16 protein-coding genes are annotated in these 21,009 nt (G+C 63.0%); 6 read left to right on the top strand and 10 right to left on the bottom strand.

The window, feature by feature from the left end:
• Positions 1–42 precede the first annotated feature (42 nt).
• From CVS28_RS15470 to CVS28_RS15495, 6 genes are all read left to right on the top strand, one after another.
• Positions 43–2,508 carry an HAD-IC family P-type ATPase gene (locus tag CVS28_RS15470; RefSeq protein ID WP_103482115.1) on the top strand — a complete coding sequence of 822 codons (2,466 nt, stop codon included), beginning with the start codon at positions 43–45 and terminating at the stop codon, positions 2,506–2,508.
• A gap of 68 nt (positions 2,509–2,576) precedes the next feature.
• Positions 2,577–5,405 (top strand): aconitate hydratase, encoded by a 2,829-nt coding sequence (locus CVS28_RS15475; RefSeq protein ID WP_103482075.1) that lies wholly within the window; start codon positions 2,577–2,579, stop codon positions 5,403–5,405.
• 306 nt (positions 5,406–5,711) lie between these two features.
• The gene (dxs, locus tag CVS28_RS15480) at positions 5,712–7,703 is read left to right on the top strand and encodes a 1-deoxy-D-xylulose-5-phosphate synthase (RefSeq protein ID WP_103465977.1); all 1,992 of its coding nucleotides are present in this window, start codon (positions 5,712–5,714) and stop codon (positions 7,701–7,703) included.
• 29 nt (positions 7,704–7,732) lie between these two features.
• Positions 7,733–8,269, top strand: coding sequence for a DUF402 domain-containing protein (locus tag CVS28_RS15485; protein ID WP_103466031.1), 537 nt, complete (start codon positions 7,733–7,735; stop codon positions 8,267–8,269).
• Positions 8,266–8,940 carry a hypothetical protein gene (locus CVS28_RS15490; protein ID WP_243399923.1) on the top strand — a complete coding sequence of 225 codons (675 nt, stop codon included), beginning with the start codon at positions 8,266–8,268 and terminating at the stop codon, positions 8,938–8,940. The genes CVS28_RS15485 and CVS28_RS15490 overlap by 4 nt, the downstream gene beginning before the upstream one ends.
• Before the next feature lie 163 nt (positions 8,941–9,103).
• Positions 9,104–10,081: an aldo/keto reductase gene (locus CVS28_RS15495; protein ID WP_103482076.1), complete on the top strand. Its 978-nt coding sequence runs from the start codon at positions 9,104–9,106 to the stop codon at positions 10,079–10,081.
• A gap of 136 nt (positions 10,082–10,217) precedes the next feature.
• On the opposite strand, the gene CVS28_RS15500 is transcribed toward CVS28_RS15495, so the two are convergent.
• From CVS28_RS15500 to CVS28_RS15545, 10 genes are all read right to left on the bottom strand, one after another.
• Complete coding sequence (locus tag CVS28_RS15500) at positions 10,218–10,670, bottom strand: QcrA and Rieske domain-containing protein (RefSeq protein WP_103482077.1); 453 nt, start codon at positions 10,668–10,670, stop codon at positions 10,218–10,220.
• Between the two features lie 154 nt (positions 10,671–10,824).
• A complete protein-coding gene (locus CVS28_RS15505; protein ID WP_103482078.1) occupies positions 10,825–12,966 on the bottom strand; it encodes a 3-hydroxyacyl-CoA dehydrogenase NAD-binding domain-containing protein in 2,142 nt (713 codons plus the stop codon).
• The gene (locus tag CVS28_RS15510) at positions 12,963–14,207 is read right to left on the bottom strand and encodes a thiolase family protein (RefSeq protein WP_103482079.1); all 1,245 of its coding nucleotides are present in this window, start codon (positions 14,205–14,207) and stop codon (positions 12,963–12,965) included. The genes CVS28_RS15505 and CVS28_RS15510 overlap by 4 nt, the downstream gene beginning before the upstream one ends.
• 251 nt (positions 14,208–14,458) lie before the next feature.
• The gene (locus CVS28_RS15515) at positions 14,459–15,901 is read right to left on the bottom strand and encodes an HRDC domain-containing protein (RefSeq protein WP_103482080.1); all 1,443 of its coding nucleotides are present in this window, start codon (positions 15,899–15,901) and stop codon (positions 14,459–14,461) included.
• An 81-nt stretch (positions 15,902–15,982) separates the two neighbouring features.
• On the bottom strand, positions 15,983–16,561 hold the full coding sequence (locus CVS28_RS15520) for a DUF3000 domain-containing protein (protein ID WP_103465971.1): 579 nt from the start codon (positions 16,559–16,561) through the stop codon (positions 15,983–15,985).
• A gap of 63 nt (positions 16,562–16,624) precedes the next feature.
• Positions 16,625–17,686 carry a threonine aldolase family protein gene (locus tag CVS28_RS15525; RefSeq protein WP_103482081.1) on the bottom strand — a complete coding sequence of 354 codons (1,062 nt, stop codon included), beginning with the start codon at positions 17,684–17,686 and terminating at the stop codon, positions 16,625–16,627.
• An 11-nt stretch (positions 17,687–17,697) separates the two neighbouring features.
• Positions 17,698–18,408 (bottom strand): SDR family NAD(P)-dependent oxidoreductase, encoded by a 711-nt coding sequence (locus CVS28_RS15530; RefSeq protein ID WP_243399924.1) that lies wholly within the window; start codon positions 18,406–18,408, stop codon positions 17,698–17,700.
• A gap of 18 nt (positions 18,409–18,426) precedes the next feature.
• The gene (locus tag CVS28_RS15535) at positions 18,427–19,824 is read right to left on the bottom strand and encodes a DUF6421 family protein (protein WP_243399925.1); all 1,398 of its coding nucleotides are present in this window, start codon (positions 19,822–19,824) and stop codon (positions 18,427–18,429) included.
• A 146-nt stretch (positions 19,825–19,970) separates the two neighbouring features.
• The gene (gene msrB, locus CVS28_RS15540; protein WP_103482083.1) at positions 19,971–20,402 is read right to left on the bottom strand and encodes a peptide-methionine (R)-S-oxide reductase MsrB; all 432 of its coding nucleotides are present in this window, start codon (positions 20,400–20,402) and stop codon (positions 19,971–19,973) included.
• A gap of 14 nt (positions 20,403–20,416) precedes the next feature.
• Positions 20,417–20,908: a hypothetical protein gene (locus CVS28_RS15545; RefSeq protein WP_103465967.1), complete on the bottom strand. Its 492-nt coding sequence runs from the start codon at positions 20,906–20,908 to the stop codon at positions 20,417–20,419.
• Positions 20,909–21,009 lie beyond the last annotated feature (101 nt).

The following is a 21,009-nucleotide window of genomic DNA, read 5'->3' on the forward strand; positions in this document are numbered from 1 at the left end:
ACGCTCATTGCCGAACGGCGCGATGAACATCGCAAAGCGGCCATGGCAGCGGCCCGGGCGAACTTGGCGCCGGTTGACGAGGTGGTGCTGGAACGTGATGGCCTCACTGCGGCGCAAGTGCGCGAACGCCACGACGCCGAGCTGAGCAACGCTGTGCGGCATGAAAGCAGCCGCAGCATGTGGGCCATTGTGAGGGCCAACGTGTTCACCCTGTTCAACACGGTGTTGGGTGCCTGCCTGGTGCTGGTGCTCATTGTGGGAGACCCGCGGGACGCGCTCTTTGGCTTCATTGTGCTGGCCAATGCTGCTATTGGCGTGGTTCAGGAGTACCGGGCCAAACGGACCCTGGACAGGCTGGCGGTGCTCCATGCTCCCAGGGCCCGTGTGCGCCGTGATGCGCAGGAAGTGGAGCTGGCAGTTGCCGACGTCGTCTATGACGACGTGTTGTTGCTGCGCACAGGCGACCAGATCCCCGCCGATGCGATTGTTGTGGACGCGGACTCCTTGGAGATTGATGAATCCCTGCTGACGGGGGAGTCCGATCCCGTGGAGAAGCACCCGGGGGATTTGGCCCTGTCGGGTTCGGCCGTGGTGGCGGGCTTCGGCACTGCCCGGGTGCACCGGGTGGGGGCGGAGTCCTACGCATCGCAGCTGACAGCTGAGGCCCGCCGTTTTTCCCTGGTCAACTCGGAGATCCGCAACTCGATCAACCAGATCATCCTGTACATTACGTGGGCGTTGATTCCCATCATCTTGTTGGTCATCAACGGCCAAATGAGCGCCCACGGCGGCTGGGAGCAGGCCCTGGCGTCGGGCGAGTGGCGCATTGCCGTGGTGAGCGCCGTGGCCAGCATTGTGGCCATGATTCCCGAGGGTCTGGTGCTGCTGACAAGCATTTCCTTTGGCATGGCCGCGGTGAGCCTGGCCCGGCAGCAGGTTTTGGTGCAGGAGCTGCCTGCAGTGGAGGGCCTGGCCCGGGTGGATATGGTCTGCCTGGACAAGACCGGGACCCTGACGGAGGGACGGATGGAACTGGCCAGCACGCGGGAGTTTGCCGCCGTGCCCGGCTGGGAACAGGTTTTGGCCTGGCAGGGGGCCCACCCCAACGCCAATGCGACGTCCGGGGCCCTTGCCGGCAGCTACACCGCGCTGCCCTCGGAGCTGCCGGTGGAGGAAGTCCCGTTCAATAGTGCGCACAAGTTCAGTGCCGTCACCTTCGGTCCCGGCGGGCTTGCCGGTGACTGGGTGCTGGGTGCCCCGGAGATGGTCTTGGCAGCGCAAAGCCGGAGTGAGGCGCTGGCGGCCGCCCACGACGCCGCAGGACGCGGTCTGCGGGCGCTCGTGCTGGCACACAGGCCGCTACAGCCGCCTCACAGCGCTGAGATCTCCATCACCCCCGATGAGTCAGCAGACTTCTCCGTTGCCGGCCTGGAGCCGGTGGCCCTGCTCCTGTTCCGTGAAAAGGTCCGGCCCGACGCCGCACAGACCCTGGCGTACTTCCGCGAGCAGGGTGTTGAGCTGAAAATTATCTCCGGCGACAACCCCAGAACCGTGGCGGCCGTGGCCCGTGAGGTGGGTTTTGAATTCACCGGCGACGGATATGACGCACGCGGGCTGCCAGAAGACTTACCGGCCATGGCTGATGTTTTGGCCAAGGAAAGCGTGTTGGGCAGGGTCACGCCCGAGCAAAAAAAGGCCATTGTGCTGGCCCTGCAGAGTCGCGGCCATGTGGTGGCGATGACGGGCGACGGCGTCAATGACGCCCTCGCCTTGAAGCATGCGGACATTGGCATCGCCATGGGCAGCGGCGCCGCAGCGACGAAGGCCGTCTCGCGCCTGGTGCTGCTCGATGGCCAGTTCAGCCACCTCCCCTCAGTGGTGGCGCAGGGGCGCCGGGTGATTGCCAATGTGGAGCGGGTGGCGAATTTGTTCCTGACAAAAACCACCTACGCCATCATCATCTCAGTGGTCATCGGGGTGCTGATGTGGCGTTATCCCTTCCTGCCGCGCCAACTCTCCATTGTCAGCTCCATGACCATTGGGATCCCGGCGTTTTTCCTTGCCCTGCTGCCCAATGCAAGGCGGTACCAGCCAGGATTCCTGCGCCGGACGCTCATGTTTGCCATCCCCTCGGGCACCATTGTGGCCGGCTGCGTCATGGCTGTTTACTCCTTCGCCAGAGCCTTTCCGGATCCGGCCCTGAGTGTGGAGGAAGCTGTCACCGTGGCACAAACGGCAACCACCATGACGGTGTTGTTGGTGGCCCTGTGGGTGCTGGGCACCTTGGCCCGGCCCTTCGACAAATGGCGGGCCCTGCTGGTCGGCGCCATGGTCCTTGGCCTGGTCCTGGTGATGGCTGTTCCCTTCGCCAGGAATTTCTTCGCCCTCGATATTCCGTCAGGGCCGCTGTTAGCGGCTACTATGGGCGTAACTGTCGCAGGGTGTCTGGCGATCGAGCTGCTCTACCGTTTCCTGAAGAAGCGGGGCGCCGTCTCCGAGCGTGAGTAAGGCGTGCCTAACTGGCATCCGTGCCCCTGCGTGACCAAGATAAAAGCAGTGGCGAGAGGAGTCCATCGATGACTAATGTGGACAGTTTTGGTTCCAAAGGCGTACTTAATGTTGCCGGGACCGAATACGAGATTTTCCGACTGAACTCGGTTGAAGGCGCGAAGAGCCTTCCGTTCAGCCTCAAGGTTTTGCTTGAGAACCTCCTGCGCACCGAAGATGGTGCGAATATTACAGCTGACCACGTACGTGCGTTGGCAGGTTGGGATCCCAATGCGGAGCCCGACACCGAAATTCAGTTCACCCCGGCCCGCGTCATCATGCAGGACTTCACTGGAGTTCCCTGCATCGTTGACCTGGCCACCATGCGCGAAGCTGTCAAGGAACTTGGTGGCGACCCCACCCGAGTGAACCCCTTGGCTCCTGCCGAGATGGTCATTGACCACTCCGTGCAGATTGACGTGTTTGGTAACTCCGACGCCGTCGAGCGCAACATGGACATTGAGTACCAGCGCAACGGCGAGCGTTACCAGTTCCTGCGCTGGGGCCAGACAGCTTTTGAAGACTTCAAGGTTGTGCCCCCGGGCATGGGCATCGTGCACCAGGTCAACATTGAGTACTTGGCCCGCACTGTCATGACCCGCACTGTCGACGGCGTATTGCGCGCCTACCCCGACACCCTGGTCGGCACTGACTCCCACACCACCATGGTCAACGGCCTGGGTGTATTGGGTTGGGGTGTTGGCGGCATCGAGGCCGAGGCAGCCATGTTGGGCCAGCCTGTTTCCATGCTGATCCCGCGCGTTGTTGGCTTCAAGCTGACCGGGTCCATCCCGGCCGGCGCAACCGCAACCGATGTGGTTTTGACCATCACCGAGCAGCTGCGTAAGCACGGCGTCGTTGGTAAGTTCGTAGAATTCTACGGTGAAGGTGTTGCCGGCGTGCCGTTGGCAAACCGCGCCACGATCGGCAACATGAGCCCGGAATTCGGTTCCACGGCTGCCATGTTCCCGATCGACAGCGTCACCGTTGACTACCTGCGCCTGACCGGCCGCAGCGAAGAGCAGCTGGCACTGGTTGAGGCCTACGCCAAGGAGCAGGGCCTGTGGCACGATCCCTCCGTGGAGATCAAGTTCTCCGAGTACCTGGAACTGGACCTCTCGACAGTGGTTCCCTCCATCTCGGGACCGAAGCGTCCCCAGGACCGCATCGAGCTCACGAACGCGAAGTCTCAGTTCCGCTCGGATCTGAAGAACTACGTTGCCGCTGATGCGAACGCTGAAGGCAACACGGTCGATGAGTCCTTGGAAGAGTCTTTCCCGGCCTCCGACGCCCCGTCCTTCACCCATGCAGACAGCCACACCCACGACACCGAGCGCGTGCTGGCTTCCGCCGCTGCCGGTGCCAACGGCCGACCGTCCGCACCGATCCATGTGAAGAACGAATCCGGTGTGTCCTTCGAGCTTGATCACGGTGCGGTTTCCATCGCCTCGATCACCTCGTGCACCAACACCTCCAACCCCTCAGTGATGCTCGCTGCTGCCGTTCTGGCACGCAACGCCGTCAACAAGGGCTTGGCTTCCAAGCCGTGGGTGAAGACCTCTGTAGCCCCCGGCTCCAAGGTAGTCACCGACTACTACGAGAAGTCAGGACTGGTTCCGTTCCTGGAGCAGCTCGGCTTCTACACCGTCGGTTACGGTTGCGCCACCTGCATCGGCAACTCCGGTCCCTTGGACACCGAAGTATCCGCCGCGATTGCCGAAAACGACCTGTCCGTGACGGCTGTTCTCTCCGGTAACCGTAACTTTGAAGGCCGCATCAACCCGGACGTAAAGATGAACTACTTGGCCTCCCCGCCTTTGGTTATCGCTTACGCCCTGGCTGGCACCATGGACTTCGACTTTGAGACCGATGCTCTGGGCCAGGACGACGCCGGCAACGACGTCTTCCTTGCCGACATCTGGCCCAACCCGGTTGAGGTTCAGGAAGTCATGGACGCCTCGATTGACCGTGAGATGTTCACCAACTCCTACGCCACCATCTTTGATGGTGACGATCGTTGGAAGTCCCTGGAGACCCCGGAGGGCAACACCTTCGAATGGGATCCCAAGTCAACGTACGTGCGTAAGCCCCCGTACTTTGAGGGCATGAAGGCCCAAGCCGATCCCGTCGCCGACATTGCCGGTGCACGTGTTCTGTTGAAGCTGGGCGATTCGGTCACCACCGACCACATCAGCCCTGCCGGTTCCTTCAAGTCCGAGACCCCCGCGGGCCAGTACTTGCTGGCCAACGGTGTTGAGCGCAAGGACTTCAACTCCTACGGTTCACGCCGTGGAAACCACGAGGTCATGATTCGCGGAACCTTCGCGAACATCCGCATCCGCAACCAGATCCTGGACAACGTTGAGGGTGGATTCACCCGCGACTTCACCCAGGCCGATGGCCCGCAGGCGTACATCTACGACGCCTCGGTCAACTACCAGGCTGCCGGCACCCCGCTGGTTGTTCTGGCTGGCAAGGAATACGGTTCAGGCTCCTCACGTGACTGGGCTGCCAAGGGTACTGCCCTGCTGGGTGTGAAGGCTGTTGTTGCCGAGAGCTACGAGCGCATCCACCGCTCCAACCTCATCGGCATGGGCGTCCTTCCCCTGCAGTACCCGGCCGGCGTGAACGCTGCCTCCCTGGGCCTGACGGGTACGGAAACGTTCTCCGTTGAAGGCGTCACCGAGCTGAACAACGGCACCACGCCGAAGACGCTGAAGGTTACGGCCGTTGCAGAAGACGGCACCACCGTCAGCTTCGACGCCGTGCTGCGCATCGACACCCCCGGTGAGGCCGATTACTACCGTAACGGCGGCATCTTGCAGTACGTACTGCGTCAGATCTCCGCAGCGAGCTAGTCCCCACCCGCCGGCCCAGAAATCGCTGACGCGATTTTTGGGAACCTGGAGGGCGTGGGCCCACCCAGGCCCTCCCCAACTCAAGCCGCTGGCGCGTCTTGAGTTGGGGCCCCTCGGGCCTGTGGGCCCAAGTGTGGGCTTACGTTTTGTGATCCACGCTGTGCAAGGGCGGGCATCCGGGAAACCGGATGCCCGCCCTTGATTGCGTTTAATGTGCTTTGTACCACTGAAACCAAGCGATACGCTCAGTCATGACGGTTGGACACGATATTGTTAGACGTTGATAGTGGACCCAGGGAGGTACCAATGGGACTTTTAGAAACCATCACGCATCCGCGCGATCTCAGCAAGCTCAGCCCGAGCCAGATGGAGACCCTGGCCCAGGAGATCAGGGATTTCCTGATTACCAACGTGTCTCAGACAGGTGGCCACCTTGGCCCCAATCTTGGCGTGGTGGAGCTGACGCTTGCCATTCACAGGGTCTTCGATTCCCCCCGCGACAGCATTGTGTTCGATACAGGGCATCAGTCCTACGTCCACAAACTCGTCACTGGACGCCAAGACTTCTCCACCCTGCGCCAGCAGGGCGGACTCTCGGGCTACCCTGACCGTGCCGAATCCGAGCATGACATAGTGGAAAGTTCCCACGCATCATCCTCCATTTCCTGGGCCGATGGAATATCCCGCGCACGCCAGCTCACGGGCGAGGGTGACCGCTACGTGGTGGCTGTCATTGGCGACGGCGCTTTGACCGGCGGCATGACCTGGGAAGCCCTGAACAACATTGCCGCGGACAAGGACCGGCGTGTGGTGATTGTGGTCAACGACAACGGCCGCTCCTACGCCCCGACCGTGGGCGGCGTGGCCGAGTACCTGGCCTCCCTGCGCCCGGCCATTGACCACGTCCGCACGCACAAGAAGTATGAAGCCTCCATGTCGTGGGGCAAGAAGCGTCTACAGGACGGCAACGCAGCCGGCCAGTTCGTTTACAAGAGTTTGCACGCCGCCAAAAAGGGAGTGAAGGATTGGTGGGCGCCCCAGGGCCTCTTCGACGACCTTGGCATGAAGTACGTGGGCCCCGTTGACGGCCACGACGAGAAAGCCATGGAATCGGCACTGTTGCTGGCCAGGAACTATGGCGGCCCGGTGATTGTGCACGCTTTCACCGAGAAGGGCCGAGGCTATGCCCCTGCCCGGGCGCACAAGGACGACCAGTTCCACGCTGTGGGCGTCATCAATCCCGAGACAGGCGTTTCCGTGGAGGAGCCCAGTGGCAAGTCCTGGACGGGAGTTTTTGGTGAGGAAATCGCCAAGATCGCCGAGGAACGCACCGACATTGTGGCCATCACAGGTGCCATGTTGATTCCCGTTGGTCTTGCCAAGTTTGCACAAAAGTTCCCAGACCGTGTCATTGATGTTGGCATTGCTGAGCAACATGCACTGACCATGGCCGCGGGCATGGCTTTTGGTGGCCTCCACCCGGTGGTGGCCATCTATGCCACCTTCCTGAACAGGGCCTTCGACCAGCTCCTGATGGACGTAGCCCTGCACAAGGCAGGGGTGACCATTGTCCTTGACCGGGCAGGTGTGACGGGCCCAGACGGTCCCAGCCACCATGGCATGTGGGACATGTCCATGCTGCAAATTGTGCCCGGCCTGCACCTGGCCGCACCGCGTGATGCCGTGCGCCTGCGCGAGGAACTGCGCGAAGCCGTGGCTATTTCGGATGCACCCAGCGTGGTCAGGTATTCCAAGGGCACCGTGGGTCCAGAAATTGTGGCCCTTGAGCGCCTGTACGACGGCGTCGACGTTCTGGCCCGCACCCATCACGACATGCCGGAGGCAGGCAGCGAACCCCAAACCGATGTTCTGATTGTCAGTGTTGGGGCCATGAGTGAATTGGCCTTGGATGTTGCCGCTCGCATTGACCAGCAGGGCATCAGCTCCACAGTGGTTGACCCGCGCTGGGTGATGCCCGTGCCGCGCTCCATTGTGCAGCTGGCCTCACAACATAGGATTGTCATTGTCATTGAGGACGGCGTCCGGGCCGGCGGAGTGGGCTCACGCATCCGGCAGGAACTGCGCTCAGCAGGCATTGACACGGCACTGAACGAGGTGGGCCTGCCCGTGGAGTTCCTAGCCCACGGCAGCCGTTCGCAGGTGCTTGCGCGGGTGGGGCTGACAGCCCAGCGCGTCGCCCAAGATGTGGTGGAGCAGGTTTTGGGCACCAAGGTGCCCTTTGCCCGGCCCCTGCCCGGGCAGCCTGCGCCCCGCACAGGTCAGATGCCCATCCTGTGACGGCGTTTCCCGACACGCAGTCGGCGCAGATGCCTCAGACCGGGGATCTGGTCGTGGCCCGCAACCGCAAGTATGATGGCACCGCTCACTGGGTGGTACCCGGCCGGTATCTGGGATCCGATGATGCCGGCCACTGGGTGTTCCAGGGAACGGGTGAATTTGTGTCCCGGCCCGGTGCAGCTTTCTATGCGGAATCCGATGCCGTGCTTTTAATTCCCCACGAGGGAGATTGGGTGGCGACGTTTTACGATCAAAGCCACCCGTCCGGCGTCGAACTTTATATAGATCTGGCCACTGAGCTGGCCTGGCGGCGCATCCGGCCGGCGGTCATCGAATTTCACATGGTCGACATGGATTTGGATGTTGTGCGCACCAAGTCGCGGGGCCTCTATGTTGATGATGAAGACGAGTTTGCCGAGCACAGCAACACCATGAATTATCCGCCCGAACTGTGCACCCGCATGGAACGAGCAGCGGAAGCCTTGATGGAGGCCGTCGCGGCCCGTCGGGCACCTTTTGAGGGCCGGGAAGCGGTCTGGTTCACGCTAGGAAGGACACTGCCATGAGCAGCACCGAAGGACAAGACAGCAACGATTCCCTGGAATCAAATGATCTGGACCCCAACATTGTGCGCATGTACAAGAAGGACGACGCCGGAGCCTGGACTTTCCGCGAAGCGTGGATTGACGCCGGGATGCCCCAGGAGGATGACGCCGAGGCAGCCCCGGCAGAATCGTCGGAGATTTTCTTTGTGGTCAATCATGGCGCAGTAGGCCACCAAAGCACGTCCAAGGATGTTCGCGCAGCCTCCCTGGAAGAGGCCCGTGGCATGCTGGAAGCGTTCGCGGAGCAGTGCGCCGTGGACGGTTATGCCGTGCTCAGTCGTGAAGAGCAGTTCACTGTGGTGGCACAGATTGCCCTGAAGAGCGACAGGATCACTGACAGGGACAAGACCCTTGGAGCCAGCGCCAAGGCAGCCCTGACGGCACATTTGGCATGGCGGGGCAGCGGACTCGTGGAGAAGATTGAATTCACCAAGGGCCCGCACAGCACCGGCAAGCTGAACGTGTACATCCTTGCCCCGGACCCGGCCCGCGCAGTGGCCAACATCAAGGTGTGCATCCGTGAAGAGAAGCTCGACTTCACCAAGCTCAGCGTTGCCGTCGCCCCGGCCGACCAGCTCGACGAGCTGCGGGCCAAGCACAGCACCAGCGGCAGCACAGTCTTCAGCCTCTAACCTCCCACCCCAACGCTCGCTCACTTACGGGGCCGTTTTCCCCAACGCTCGCTCACTTGGTGCAGGAGCGTTGGGGAAAATCCACCCTTTGCTGCAGGAGCGTTGGGCGGGTGGGACGGGGCCAAATTGTCTGCATGTGGGCGGGACTGGCTATTGTTGAACCATGATTGAATACCGACAAGTAGGCCGTTCCGGACTGACCGTTTCCACTGTGGGCCTGGGGTGCAACAACCTGGGCCGCAGCGGGACGGTGACACAAACGCAGGAGGGCAGCAACGCCGTCGTGCGTGCCGCCTTGGAGGCTGGGATCACGCACTTTGACGTGGCTGATGTGTACGGGATGACGCCCGGCATGAGCGAAACCATCCTGGGCAAGGCGCTTGGTGCGCACCGTGAGAATGTCATTGTGGCCACCAAGTTCGGCATGGATACCCAAGGCGCCAATGGCGTGGATTGGGGGCGGCGCGGCTCACGAAAGTACATTATGCAGTCCGTGGAGGCCTCGCTGCGCCGGTTGAACACCGACTATCTTGACCTCTTTTACTACCACACACCCGACGGGCACACCCCTATGGCGGAGACGCTCTCGGCGCTGGATGACCTGATCCGCGCCGGCAAGGTGCGCTACCTGGGACACTCGAATCTGGCAGGGTGGCAGATTGCCGACGCCGAATACACCGCACGCACGCTGGGTACGGAACGGTTTGTGGCCAGCCAAAACCACTACAACTTGCTCGACCGCCGTGCCGAGCAGGAGGTCACCCCCGCTGCTGAAGCGTATGGGCTGGGTGTCATGCCCTACTTCCCGCTCGCGAACGGCTTGCTGACTGGCAAGTACCGTGGTGGTGTGGTGCCCGAGGGCAGCAGACTCTCACACACCCGCCAGCACATGGTTTCAGGGGCTGATCAGGACCAGTTTGCGGCGTTCAGTGCCTTTGCTGCGGCCCGCGGCCTCACCGAGGTTCAAGTGGCGTTCTCTTGGCTCGCAGCGCAGCCGTCGGTTGCCAGCGTCATCGCCGGTGCCACCAAGCCGGAACAGGTGCGCGAAAATGCCGCGGCGGCGGGATGGAAGCCAACAACGGAAGATCTGACTGAGCTCGACCTGATCTTCCCGCGCACTCCCAAAGTGGCCTTGTTCTAGCAGTCAGCAGGGAATTTGCTACATGCTGACGGTGATCCATTCGCCGGCTGTGTCTAGCGTCCGCCGCTGGTGGCCGGCTACATGCTGACGGTGATCCATTCGCCGGCTGTGTCTAGCGTCCGCCGCTGGTGGCCGGCTACATGCTGACGGTGATCCATTCGCCGTCGATGGCCGCGCCGAAGCGGGGCAGGGCAGCCTTCGCCGGGCCGGATATCACCGTGCCGTCCGCGCCCTTGAAAAGCGAACCGTGGCAAGGGCACTTGAAGTCCTCGCCATTGGGTGCAACCTTGCAGCCGGCATGCGTGCAGATGTCGGTGTAGGCCAGCACGGTGGTTTCATCCGGGCGGAACAAGATGACATCCACACCGTTGGCCGTTCCTGTCGCAGTACTGCCCACGGGGAGCTCGGACACTTTGCCCACCTGGTAGGGAGTTCCGCCCGTGGGGATCTCGGACGGAACGCTGCCTGTGCCGGGACTGGCGGCACCGCTGGGGGTGCAGCCCACCAAGGCCAGCGTGCAGGCGGCGCCGGTGGCTGCTGTGGTGGCCCGGAGGGCATTGCGTCGGGTCAAAGTTGGTTCAAAAGTCATGAAACCATTCTGTCAGTTCCGGCCGGGGGAATGCCACACGCGGCTCCCGGCCAGTTCCGCCTCGTGAACGGGCAGTAGTTGTTGATGTTGAGCACAAACATCAACAACTACTGCCCGTTCACGAGGCGGAGGCGGCGGAGGGGCAATGAATGGATCAGGCGGCGGGGTGGAACAGCTTCCCGTTGACCCGCTCAGAGGCGCCCACCCGGTCCAGGTAGGGGGTGATGCCGCCTAGATGCATGGGCCAGCCGGCGCCCAGAATCATGCACAGATCGATGTCCTCGGGTCCGGCCACCACGCCCTCTGCCAGCATCAGGCCGATCTCCTCGGCCAGGGCATCCTGGGTTTTGAGCAGCAGCTCCTGTTCCGTTGACGGGGAGTTGCCAAAGCTCAGCAGCGCCAGGGTGCTGGCCGGGATGGACACGCTGCCATCCGGGGCGGTCTCCCACAGTCCCTTGATGCCGGCGTCGATCAGGGCCTGTTGGTTGGCCGAGACACGGAACCGCTCGCCAAAGGCTGCGTGCAGCGATTCCGTGACGTGCTGCGCCACGGGGATGCCCACCATGGCCAGCAGGGTGAACGGCGTCATGGGCAGGCCCATGGGGCGCAGGGCGTTGTCCGCAACGTGCGCGTCGGTGCCCTCATCGAAGGCAGCGGAAACTTCAGCCATGAGCCGCAGGAGCACGCGGTTCACCACGAACGCAGCCGCATCCTTGACCAGGACAGCCGTCTTGCGTAGCGCCTTGGCGGTGGCAAACGCCGTAGCCAGTGCGGCGTCGTCGGTCTTGGGTGCCCGAACAATCTCCAGCAGCGGCATAACGGCAACCGGATTGAAGAAGTGGAAGCCCACTAGGCGTTCGGGGTGCTGCAAGTCCGCCGCCATGGCCGTCACGGAGAGTGAGGAGGTGTTCGTGGCGAGGATGCATTCCGGCGAAACAATCGCCTCAACCTCGGCAAACACAGCCTTCTTGACGTTGAGTTCCTCAAACACGGCCTCAATCACAAAGTCGGCATCCGCAAACGCCTCCTTGGACACGGAACCTGTCACGAGAGCCTTGGTGCGGTTGGCAGCGTCCTGGCTCAGCCGGCCCTTGGCGAGCAGCTTGTCCACCTCGCCATGGACGTAGCCCACACCCTTGTCCACACGCGCCGCATCAATGTCCGTCATGACCACGGGCACCTTGAGCTGGCGGGCAAAGAGCAGGGCGAACTGGCCCGCCATCAGCCCCGCGCCGACGACGCCAACCTTGGTGACGGGGCGCGCCAGCTTGGCGTCAGGTGCTCCGGCAGGCCGCTTGGCCCGCTTCTGGACCAGGTCAAGGAAGGCGTAGACGGTGTCGCGGAACTGCGGGGTCGCCATGAGGTCGGCCAGCGCCTCATCCTCGGCGGCGAATGACTGCGCCTTGGTGAAGTGTTTACCCTTCTCCAGCAGTTCGATGACGCGGGCCGGGGCGGGCGCGGCGTTGGAAGTTTTCGCTTCAACAAATTTCTTGGCCCGTTCGACGGCGGCGTCCCAGGCTGCGCTGTTTTCCTCGCTCAACGGCTCGGAGACGGCGTTGGGGCGGCTGACCTCCTCACCTGCAAGGACCCGGGCCGCCCAGGTGAGCGACTGTTCCAGGAAGTCGGCCGGTTCGAACAAGGCATCGGCAATGCCGAGTTTGTAGGCTGCCGGGCCGCTGAGCGTGCGATTGTTGCTGAGTGGGTTCTCCAGCATGACCGTTACGGCGTTGGATGGACCGATCAAACGGGGGAGCAGGTACACGCCGCCCCAACCGGGGACCAGGCCAAGGAACGCCTCGGGCAGGCCCAGGGCTCCGGCTCCGGTGGAGACTGTCCTGTAGTTGGCGTTGAGCGCGATCTCAAGACCGCCACCGAGGGCCAAGCCGTTGATGAACACAAAGCTGGGGACGCCCAGGTCGTTGAGTGTTGAGTACACGTCGTGGCCCAGCTGGGCCATCCAGAGACCGGACTGGCGGTCCTTGAGGCTCTTGACGGCGGAAAGATCAGCGCCGGCAACCAGGAAGTACGGCTTTCCAGTGACGCCCACACCAATAATTTCCCCACGTTTTGCGCGCTCACGCTGTTCCTGGAGAACCGTGCCCAACTCCACCAAGGTGTTCGGGCCCAGGGTGCTGGGGCGGCGGTGGTCCAGGCCGTTGTCCAGGGTAATTAGCGCAAAAGTGCCGGCGCTGGGAGCGCCGTCAACGCCCGGGAGCGCAATGTCCTTCACATGCGAGTGGGTGATGACCTCGTCCGGGAACAGGGCGGCGAGCTGGTGAAAGTCCTGGGCGCTCATGCTGCGCTCCCTTCGGTGGTTGAGGTGGTTGAGGTGGCTGTGGTGTTGAAGTGCGGGTTTTCCCAGATGACTGTGGCACCCATGCCCAGCCCGATGCACATGGTCGTGAGGCCGTAGCGAACCGAGGGGTCTTCCTGGAATTGACGGGCCAGCTGGGTCATCAGCCGAACGCCGGAGGATGCCAAAGGGTGGCCCACAGCGATGGCGCCGCCGTACCTGTTGACCCGGGGGTCGTCGTCGGCAATTCCGTAGTGGTCAAGGAAGGACAGGACCTGGACGGCGAAGGCTTCGTTGATCTCAAACAGGCCAATGTCATCTATGCTCAGGCCGGCCAGTTTGAGAGCCTTCTCGGTGGCGGGGACGGGTCCGATGCCCATAACCTCGGGCGCCACTCCGGCGAAGGCATAAGTGACCAGGCGCATTTTGACGGGCAGGCCAAGTTCTTTGGCGGTCTCCGCGGAGGCCAGAAGTGCCACCGTGGCGCCGTCATTCAAACCGGCAGCGTTGCCTGCCGTCACCCGGCCGTGGGCGCGGAACGGCGTCTTCAACGCGGCCAGGTCTGCAACCGTGGTGCCGGGGCGCGGGGGCTCATCCACGGTGTTCAGGGTCCAGCCCTGTTCCGGCTTGAGGGTGGCCACGGGCACCAGGTCGGGTTGGATCTGGTCCTTGGCGTAGGCTGCAGCCAGCTTGTTCTGGCTCGCGACGGCGTATGCGTCGGTGCGGTCCTTGGTGATGGCAGGGAACCTGTCGTGCAAGTTCTCGGCCGTGTTGCCCATGTTCAGGGCCGCCGGGTCCACGATCCGTTCGGACATGAAGCGCGGGTTGGGGTCGGAGCCGGCTCCCATGGGGTGGTGGCCCATGTGCTCCACGCCGCCGGCAATGACCACGTCATAGGCACCGAAACCAATGCCGGAGGCGGTGGTGGTGACGGCCGTCATGGCACCGGCACACATCCTGTCAATGGCAAAGCCGGGAACCGACTGCGGGAGCCCTGCCAGCAGTGCTGCGGTGCGGCCAATGGTCAGGCCCTGGTCACCCGTCTGGGTTGTGGCGGCAATGGCGACCTCGTCGATGCGCTCCGGCGGCAGCGAGGGATTGCGGCGCATGAGCTCGCGGATGCACTTGACCACCAGGTCATCTGCCCGGGTGCTGGCGTAAATGCCCTTTTCCCCTGCTCGTCCAAAGGGTGTGCGGACGCCGTCAACAAAGACCACGTCCCTAATCTGCCGATTCTGGCTCACCTGGTGCTCCTTGAGTGCGTACAACGGATGTCGTCCAAGCCAATCATGTTGGGGACGACTGTGTCACACATCATGTTACCCGCCGGTAACTTGGAGTCAAAATCCCCGCGCAAAGCCCGACGGCGTGTCAAACGGGCGATGACGCATGAAATTTCACACGCCCAAGTCAGGGCCCCCGGCCACGAGGGCCCCGAGGCGAGCTTGCGAGTCTTGGGAGTGGCCGGGGATCGCCGTCGGCGGAGGCAGAGGGGCTAGGCGGCCGCTTCTTCGGACCTGGGGGCCTTGGGCTCCTTGGGTGGCAGCGGCTCCGGGTTCAGCAGGGAGTCGGTGAGCAGCTCCGCAGTCTTTTCGATCTGCCAGGGGCGGGCACCCAGTTCCGACAACTGGGCTGACACGCTCTCCACGCTGATGCTCGACGGCGGACGCCAGCACAAGCGGCGCAGGAAGTCGGGCGTGAGAACATTTTCACCGGGAATGTTGATCTCTTCGGCAAGATCACTCAGGCGCTGGCGCGCAGTGGCGTACCGGGCAGCAGCCTCGGGATCCCGCTCAGCCCACACCCGCGGCGGGGGAGGTGTGTTGGTGGAGACCTGCAGGGGCGGCGGCTCGGTGCTGTTCTTCGCTGTCTGGATGGCGTGGAGCCACTTGGGCGCATCGCGCTTGGCTGCGCGCCCGTGGAACCCGGACAAGCCCAGCAGGGCAGGAACGGTTGCGGGCATGCCCTTGGCAGCTGCCACAATGGCCGAATCCGGGATGAGCCGGCTGGGGGCAATGTCGCGGTGTTCAGCCAATTTCTCGCGGGTGTACCAAAGCTCGCGGACCACTCCCAGCTGGACCCGGTTGCGGATGGTGTGGGAGCCGGAGGTGCGCCGCCACGGATCAACACGAGGGGCGGGCACGCCTGCGTCAATCAGGTGCTGGAACTCCTGGGCGGCATACTCGAGCTTCCCGTCCTTTTCCAGCAGTGCCACGAGTTCCTCCTGCAGGTCAACCAGGACCTCCACATCGAGGGCGGCGTAGCGCAGCCACGGCTCGGGCAGGGGGCGCTGGGACCAGTCGGCCGCCGAGTGTTCCTTGGCGAGGTGGTAGCCCAGCAAGGATTCCACCACGGCGCCCAGGCCAACACGCGGCAGTCCAGCCAGGCGTGCGGCCAGTTCCGTGTCAAAAAGTTTGCTTGGCCACATGCCAACACCCGCCAAGCAGGGCAGGTCCTGGCTGGCGGCGTGCAGAATCCACTCCACCCCGTGCAGGGACTCGTCAATGATCTTCAAATCATCGAAGGCTTCGGGATCAATGAGCCATGTGCCGGCGCCTTCGCGGCGAATCTGGACCAACATGGCGCGCTGGCCATACCGGAAACCTGAGGCGCGCTCCGTGTCAACGGCTGCCGGGCCGTGCCCGCTGGCCAATGCCGCGGCGCACCGTGCCAAGGCAGGCTGGGTTTCCACGACGGCCGGAATGCCATCCTGGGGCATGTCCAGCACCACCAGCTCTGGCAGGTCGCCCAGTTCCACCCGGACACCGTCAATGACCACTGAAGTCAGCGGGGCGGCAGCCAGTTCGACGGCGGTGGTGGCGGCATCCTGTGTGGTCCCTGTGCCTGTCGGGGTGCTGGAGGGGGAGCCGGGGCCTTGGTGTGAGGTGGACTTTTTGGCCCGGGCGCGGCTGTGTGCGCTGGATTCTGGGTTGGTCATGATGCCCTTAGTCTACCGAATGGTGCAGCACCTGCTGGGGTGGGAGCCGTCGTCGGCCGCGCCAACCCCCTTCATCAGAGCTCACCAGCCGTGGTTGGGGCGGCGCTGTGAGAGCAAAGTCACCCCGTGGGGCACGGGTGGCAGGCCGGCAAAGGTGCACACAAGATTGCTCCACGCCTGCAGGTGGGCGCTGACATCAGGGCCCTCGGGAGTCCATGAGGCGCGCAACTCGATGTCAATGGCGTCGGGGCGAGAGGCCAAAGTGCCAAAGCCTTCGGAGAGGACACGGGTGGCGGTGCCGCCGGCACTGCGGTACCGGGCACCTTCCTCCTCCAGTGCCTCCACCAGCCAAGCCCACGCCACGTTGGCCAGGAGTGCGTCGTTGCCCATGTCGGCCTCGAGCTGTGCCCGCACATACGTGACGATGCGGAAGGTGCCGTCCCATAGATCGGAGCCGTGGGGGTCGTGCAGCAGGATGAAGCGGCCCGTGGCGAGCTCTTCACCATCCACCATGACCTCAGCACCGAGCGCCACACCAAACGGGGCAAGCCGTGCCGGGGCGGGGACTTCTGCCAACGAAAGTTCAGGGCGGGTTCGGGCCGCCCGCAGCGACGCCAAGGCAGATTGGAAGTCAATGGGAAGCTGTGGGATAGGACTCACCTTGGCAGATTATGACCACGCCGGACCAAACCCCGGCAGGCGCGCCGCAACAAAGGTGAGCGCCTAGGCTGCCAGCTCCGCACGCAAGGAGGCCACGAAGGCATCAACGTCAGATTCCTGGGTGTCAAAGGAACACATCCAGCGCACTTCCCGGGCGGCCTGGTCCCAGTCGTAGAAACGGAACTTCTCCCGCAAACGCTCAGCCACGCCGTCGGGCAAAATGGCAAACACGCCGTTGGATTCGGTGGGCTGGGTGCACTGTACCTCGGGGAGAACCTCCACTGCTGCCCGTAGCCGCGCCGCCATGGCGTTGGCGTGCGACGCCGAACGCAGCCACAGGTCATCGGCCAGCAGCGCCAGCAGCTGGGCCGAGATGAAACGCATTTTTGAGGACAGCTGCATGTTCATCTTGCGCAGGTAGATCAGCCCGTCGGTGGCCTGCGGGTTCAACGCCACCACGGCTTCGCCAAACATGATCCCGTTCTTGGTGCCACCAAAGGACAAAACGTCCACGCCGGCGTCGGAGGTGAACTCACGCACCGGAACGCCCAGGTGGGCGGCAGCGTTGGCCAGCCGTGCCCCATCCATGTGGACCTTCATGCCCAGGGAATGGGCGTGGTCGCAGATGGCACGCACTTCCGCCGGGGTGTAGCAGGTGCCCAGCTCCGTGGTTTGGGTGATGGAGACTGCCAGCGGCTGGGCGCGGTGTTCATCGCCAAATCCCCAGGCTTCCTTGTCAATCAGATCGGGCGTCAGCTTGCCATTGTCGGTTGGGACGGCCAGCAGTTTCATGCCGCCCACACGCTCAGGAGCCCCGTTCTCGTCCATGTTGATGTGGGCTGTTGAAGCGCACACCACGGCACCCCAGCGCGGCAGGAGCGACTGCAGCGCCAGCACATTGGCGCCGGTGCCGTTGAAAACAGGGAACACCTCAACGTCGCGGCCAAAGAGCTGCCCCATCTCCTGGCGCAGCGAAGTGGTGTAGTCATCCTCGCCATAAGCCACCTGGTGCCCGCCATTTGCTGCGGCCACGGCAGCCAAAACTTCCGGGTGAATGCCGGAGTAGTTGTCGGAGGCGAAGCTGATCACAGCGGGGTCGTGAAGCTGGGTGGATTCGGGGTTCACAAAGACCTTCTCTAGTTAAGGATGATGCGCGCGCCGTTAAGCTCGCTGGCGTCGGTGGAAAACAGCTCCGCCACGGTGCGGCCCAGTAGGCCCACATCGGTGAAGCCGGGAAATTTGCGTTCGGGGGAGCGGGCCCGCATGGAGTCATCCACCAGGGCTTTCACCACAAGCACGACGGCGGCACTGGCGATTGGTGTCCCGCCCGTGGCGGCCTCGGCTTCGAAGCCCTGCGCCACGGCCTGCACCCAGGTTTCGGCCGCAGCCTTGATGGCAGCGTAGTTTGCGTTGCCGGCCGTGGGTGCTGTGACGGAGCTGGAGGAGACGATGGCGAGCCGGCCCACGGGGGAGGTGGCCAAATCGGCGAAGAACGCCTTGCTGGTATTGCGCAAGGTGCGGAGTACGGAAGCGTGCAGGACGTCCCAATCTGCGTCACTTTGCGCGGCGAGATCAGCTCCGCCGCGCCATCCGCCCACCAGATGGACGAGTCCGGCAACTGGTCCAAAGTCCGTGTGGACACTGGCGGCCAGTTCGGCCACTGCCGCAGGATCCGCCAGGTCGCAGACCAGGGGTACGGCGCCGGCGGTGAGCTGGGCGGCGGCACTGATGCGTCCGGCGTCGGACCCTACTGTGAGCACGCGCATGCCAGTGCCGAGCAGTTCGTTGGCCACGGCAATGCCGGCGGCACTGCTGCCGCCGGCAATGAGCACTAGGGGAGTCGTCATAGTTCTTAGAGTACCCATTCAGGCAGCACTGGTGCCTGTCATGCCGGAGGTGGACTCGATGACGGCGGCCATTTTCTTGTTCAGGGCCTCGTAAAACATGGACAGCGGGAATTCGTCGTCCAGGACCTGGTCCGTGATTTCACGCAGCGGTGCGGTCAGGGGGAGGGCGTCTGGGCCCTTGGCCCAGGTGGAAGCGGGATTGGGTGTCAGCGTGGCTGCCACCAGCTGGTAGGCGGCCAGCCAGTGCGCCAGCTTGGGGCGGTCGATCGAGCGCCAGTAGAGGTCCTCGATCTCACGGCCCAGCGCAATCACCATCTCCGGGACTTGGTCCCAATCGATGGTCAAGCGGGTGTCCGTCCAATGCAGCACGTGGTGCTGGTGCAGCCAGGCGAACAGCAGCTGCCCGCCCAAGCCGTCATAGTTGCGCACCCGGGAACCGGTGATGGCGAAGCGGAAGATGCGGTCAAAAATCACTGCGTACTGCACCAGCTTGGCGTGTTGGCGGGCCTCGGGGGAGGCCGCCTCGTCATGCTCAATGGCGACCGATTCGCGGTACGCCGTCAAGTCGCAGCGCAGCTCCTCCAGTGAGTACAGGAAGTACGGCATGCGCTGCTTGATCATGAACGGGTCAAAGGGCAGGTCGCCGCGCATGTGGGTCCTGTCATGGATCAAGTCCCACATGACGAAGGTTTCCTGGGTGAGCTCCTGGTTCTCCAGCAATTCCAACGCGTCGGCCGGCAACTCCAGCCGGGTCACCTTGGCGGCTTCACGCACCACGCGGCGGAAGCGGGCAGCCTCACGGTCCTGGAAGATGGCGCCCCAGGTGAACGTGGGCGTCTCCCGCACGGCCACACTCTCCGGAAACAGCACGGCTGAGTTGCTGTCATAACCGGGAGTGAAATCAATGAAACGCAGCGGCACGAACAGTTTGTTGGAGTAGTTGCCGGCTTCCAGCTCGCCGATGAATTCGGGCCAGATGACTTCCACCAGCACCGCCTCCACATGACGGTTGGTGGAGCCGTTTTGGGTGTACATGGGGAAGACCACCAGGTGGCCCAGGCCGTTGATCCGGTGTTCTTGCGGGTTGAAGGCCAGCAGCGAGTCCAGGAAGTCGGGGACGCCCAGGCCCTGCTCCAACCATTTGCTGAAGTCCTGGACCAAAAGGTGCAGATACGCGCCGTCGTGGGGGAAATGCGGCGCCAGGTCCTTGATGGAAACCGTAATGGTTTCAATCAAGGACGCGGCGGCACCATGATCTTTTGGCTCGGGCACGGAGCCGTCCTTGACCTGCAGCAATGCCAGCTGCGTGGCGGCATTTTTCAGGGCCAGCCAGGCGGGATCCGCCACCAGCGTGCCGTAGTCAAATGTGCTGACATCCGTTGTTGCCAGGGATGTTGGTGCCATCGAAAGAGTCATGGGATTTGTCCTTTACTACTGTGCGTTCAGGTCTTTTCCCGAGCGTAGCAACGGAACAGTAAATCTAATGTGAAAATACATCGAGCATAAGAAACTCTCGTGCTCAGGCGTTTTCTGGCGCTTCTGGCGACAGCGTCACCGGACGCTCACGCAGTTTCAGGCTCACGCAGTTTCAGACTCACCGAGTTGATGCAGAACCGCTGATCCGTGGGGGTGTCGTAGCCTTCACCCTCAAAGAGGTGGCCAAGATGCGAATCGCAGGCCATGCACCTGACCTCAATACGTTCCATCCCCAAGGTTTTGTCATGCAAGTAGCGCACAGTGCCATCTGCCAGCGGTGCAAAGAAGGCCGGCCAGCCGCAATGTGCGGAGAACTTTTCCTTGGAGGTGAACAGTTCGGCGCCACATGCACGGCACTCGTAAACGCCCTCTTGGGTGGAATCCCAGTACTCGCCGGTGTACGGCCGTTCGGTTCCAGCCTGGCGCAGCACCTGGTACTCCGCCGGCGTCAGTTCGTTGCGCCATTGTTGGTCGGTTTTTACTACTGTCGGCACTGCCGAATTTTCAGAGGTAGTCATAGTTGTTCCAACGCTTAGGAGTCGCCAATAAATCCCGAACCCGAATACAAATGCAAAACCGGCAGGCCGAGCTTGCGTTGCGCCTGGTTCGCCCAGTCCTGCCTGAAAGTATCGGCCACGGCATGGGGCCGGGTGACCACCACTGCCTGCCGGGCCCCGGTCTCGGTGACCTTGGCAACCAGGGAGCTAACGGCGTCGCCCACGGCAACACTGCCGCTGAACCTGGCGCCGGAGGCTTCCAGCACGGCCAAGGACTCTGCCAGGGTTTCATTGGCCTCGGCACGCACGGCGTCGGCGTCGGGCTTCTCACGGATTTCACGCAAGGCGCCGGGAAGATCCAGCATGGTCAACTGGTCAATGACATCCACAAACAAGTTCCGTTTGGTGTCGGCGGGAACCAGCAGCACCAGTTCGACGTCGTCCTCCGGGCCGTACAAATCGGCTATGTTGGCCACGTCCACGGCTGTTAACGGTTCTTCGGTCAGGATGATGATCGTATCGCTCATGGCACCAGCTTAGGCTTCCGTGGACTATAAACAATGCCAAGTGGGCAAGTTGTGCGAAGAAAGTTACGGACGCGTCCGGTGTGCCGCTCGACGTGCCCCGG

This window comes from Arthrobacter glacialis, from assembly GCF_002909415.1.
Lineage (GTDB): Bacteria > Actinomycetota > Actinomycetes > Actinomycetales > Micrococcaceae > Specibacter > Specibacter glacialis.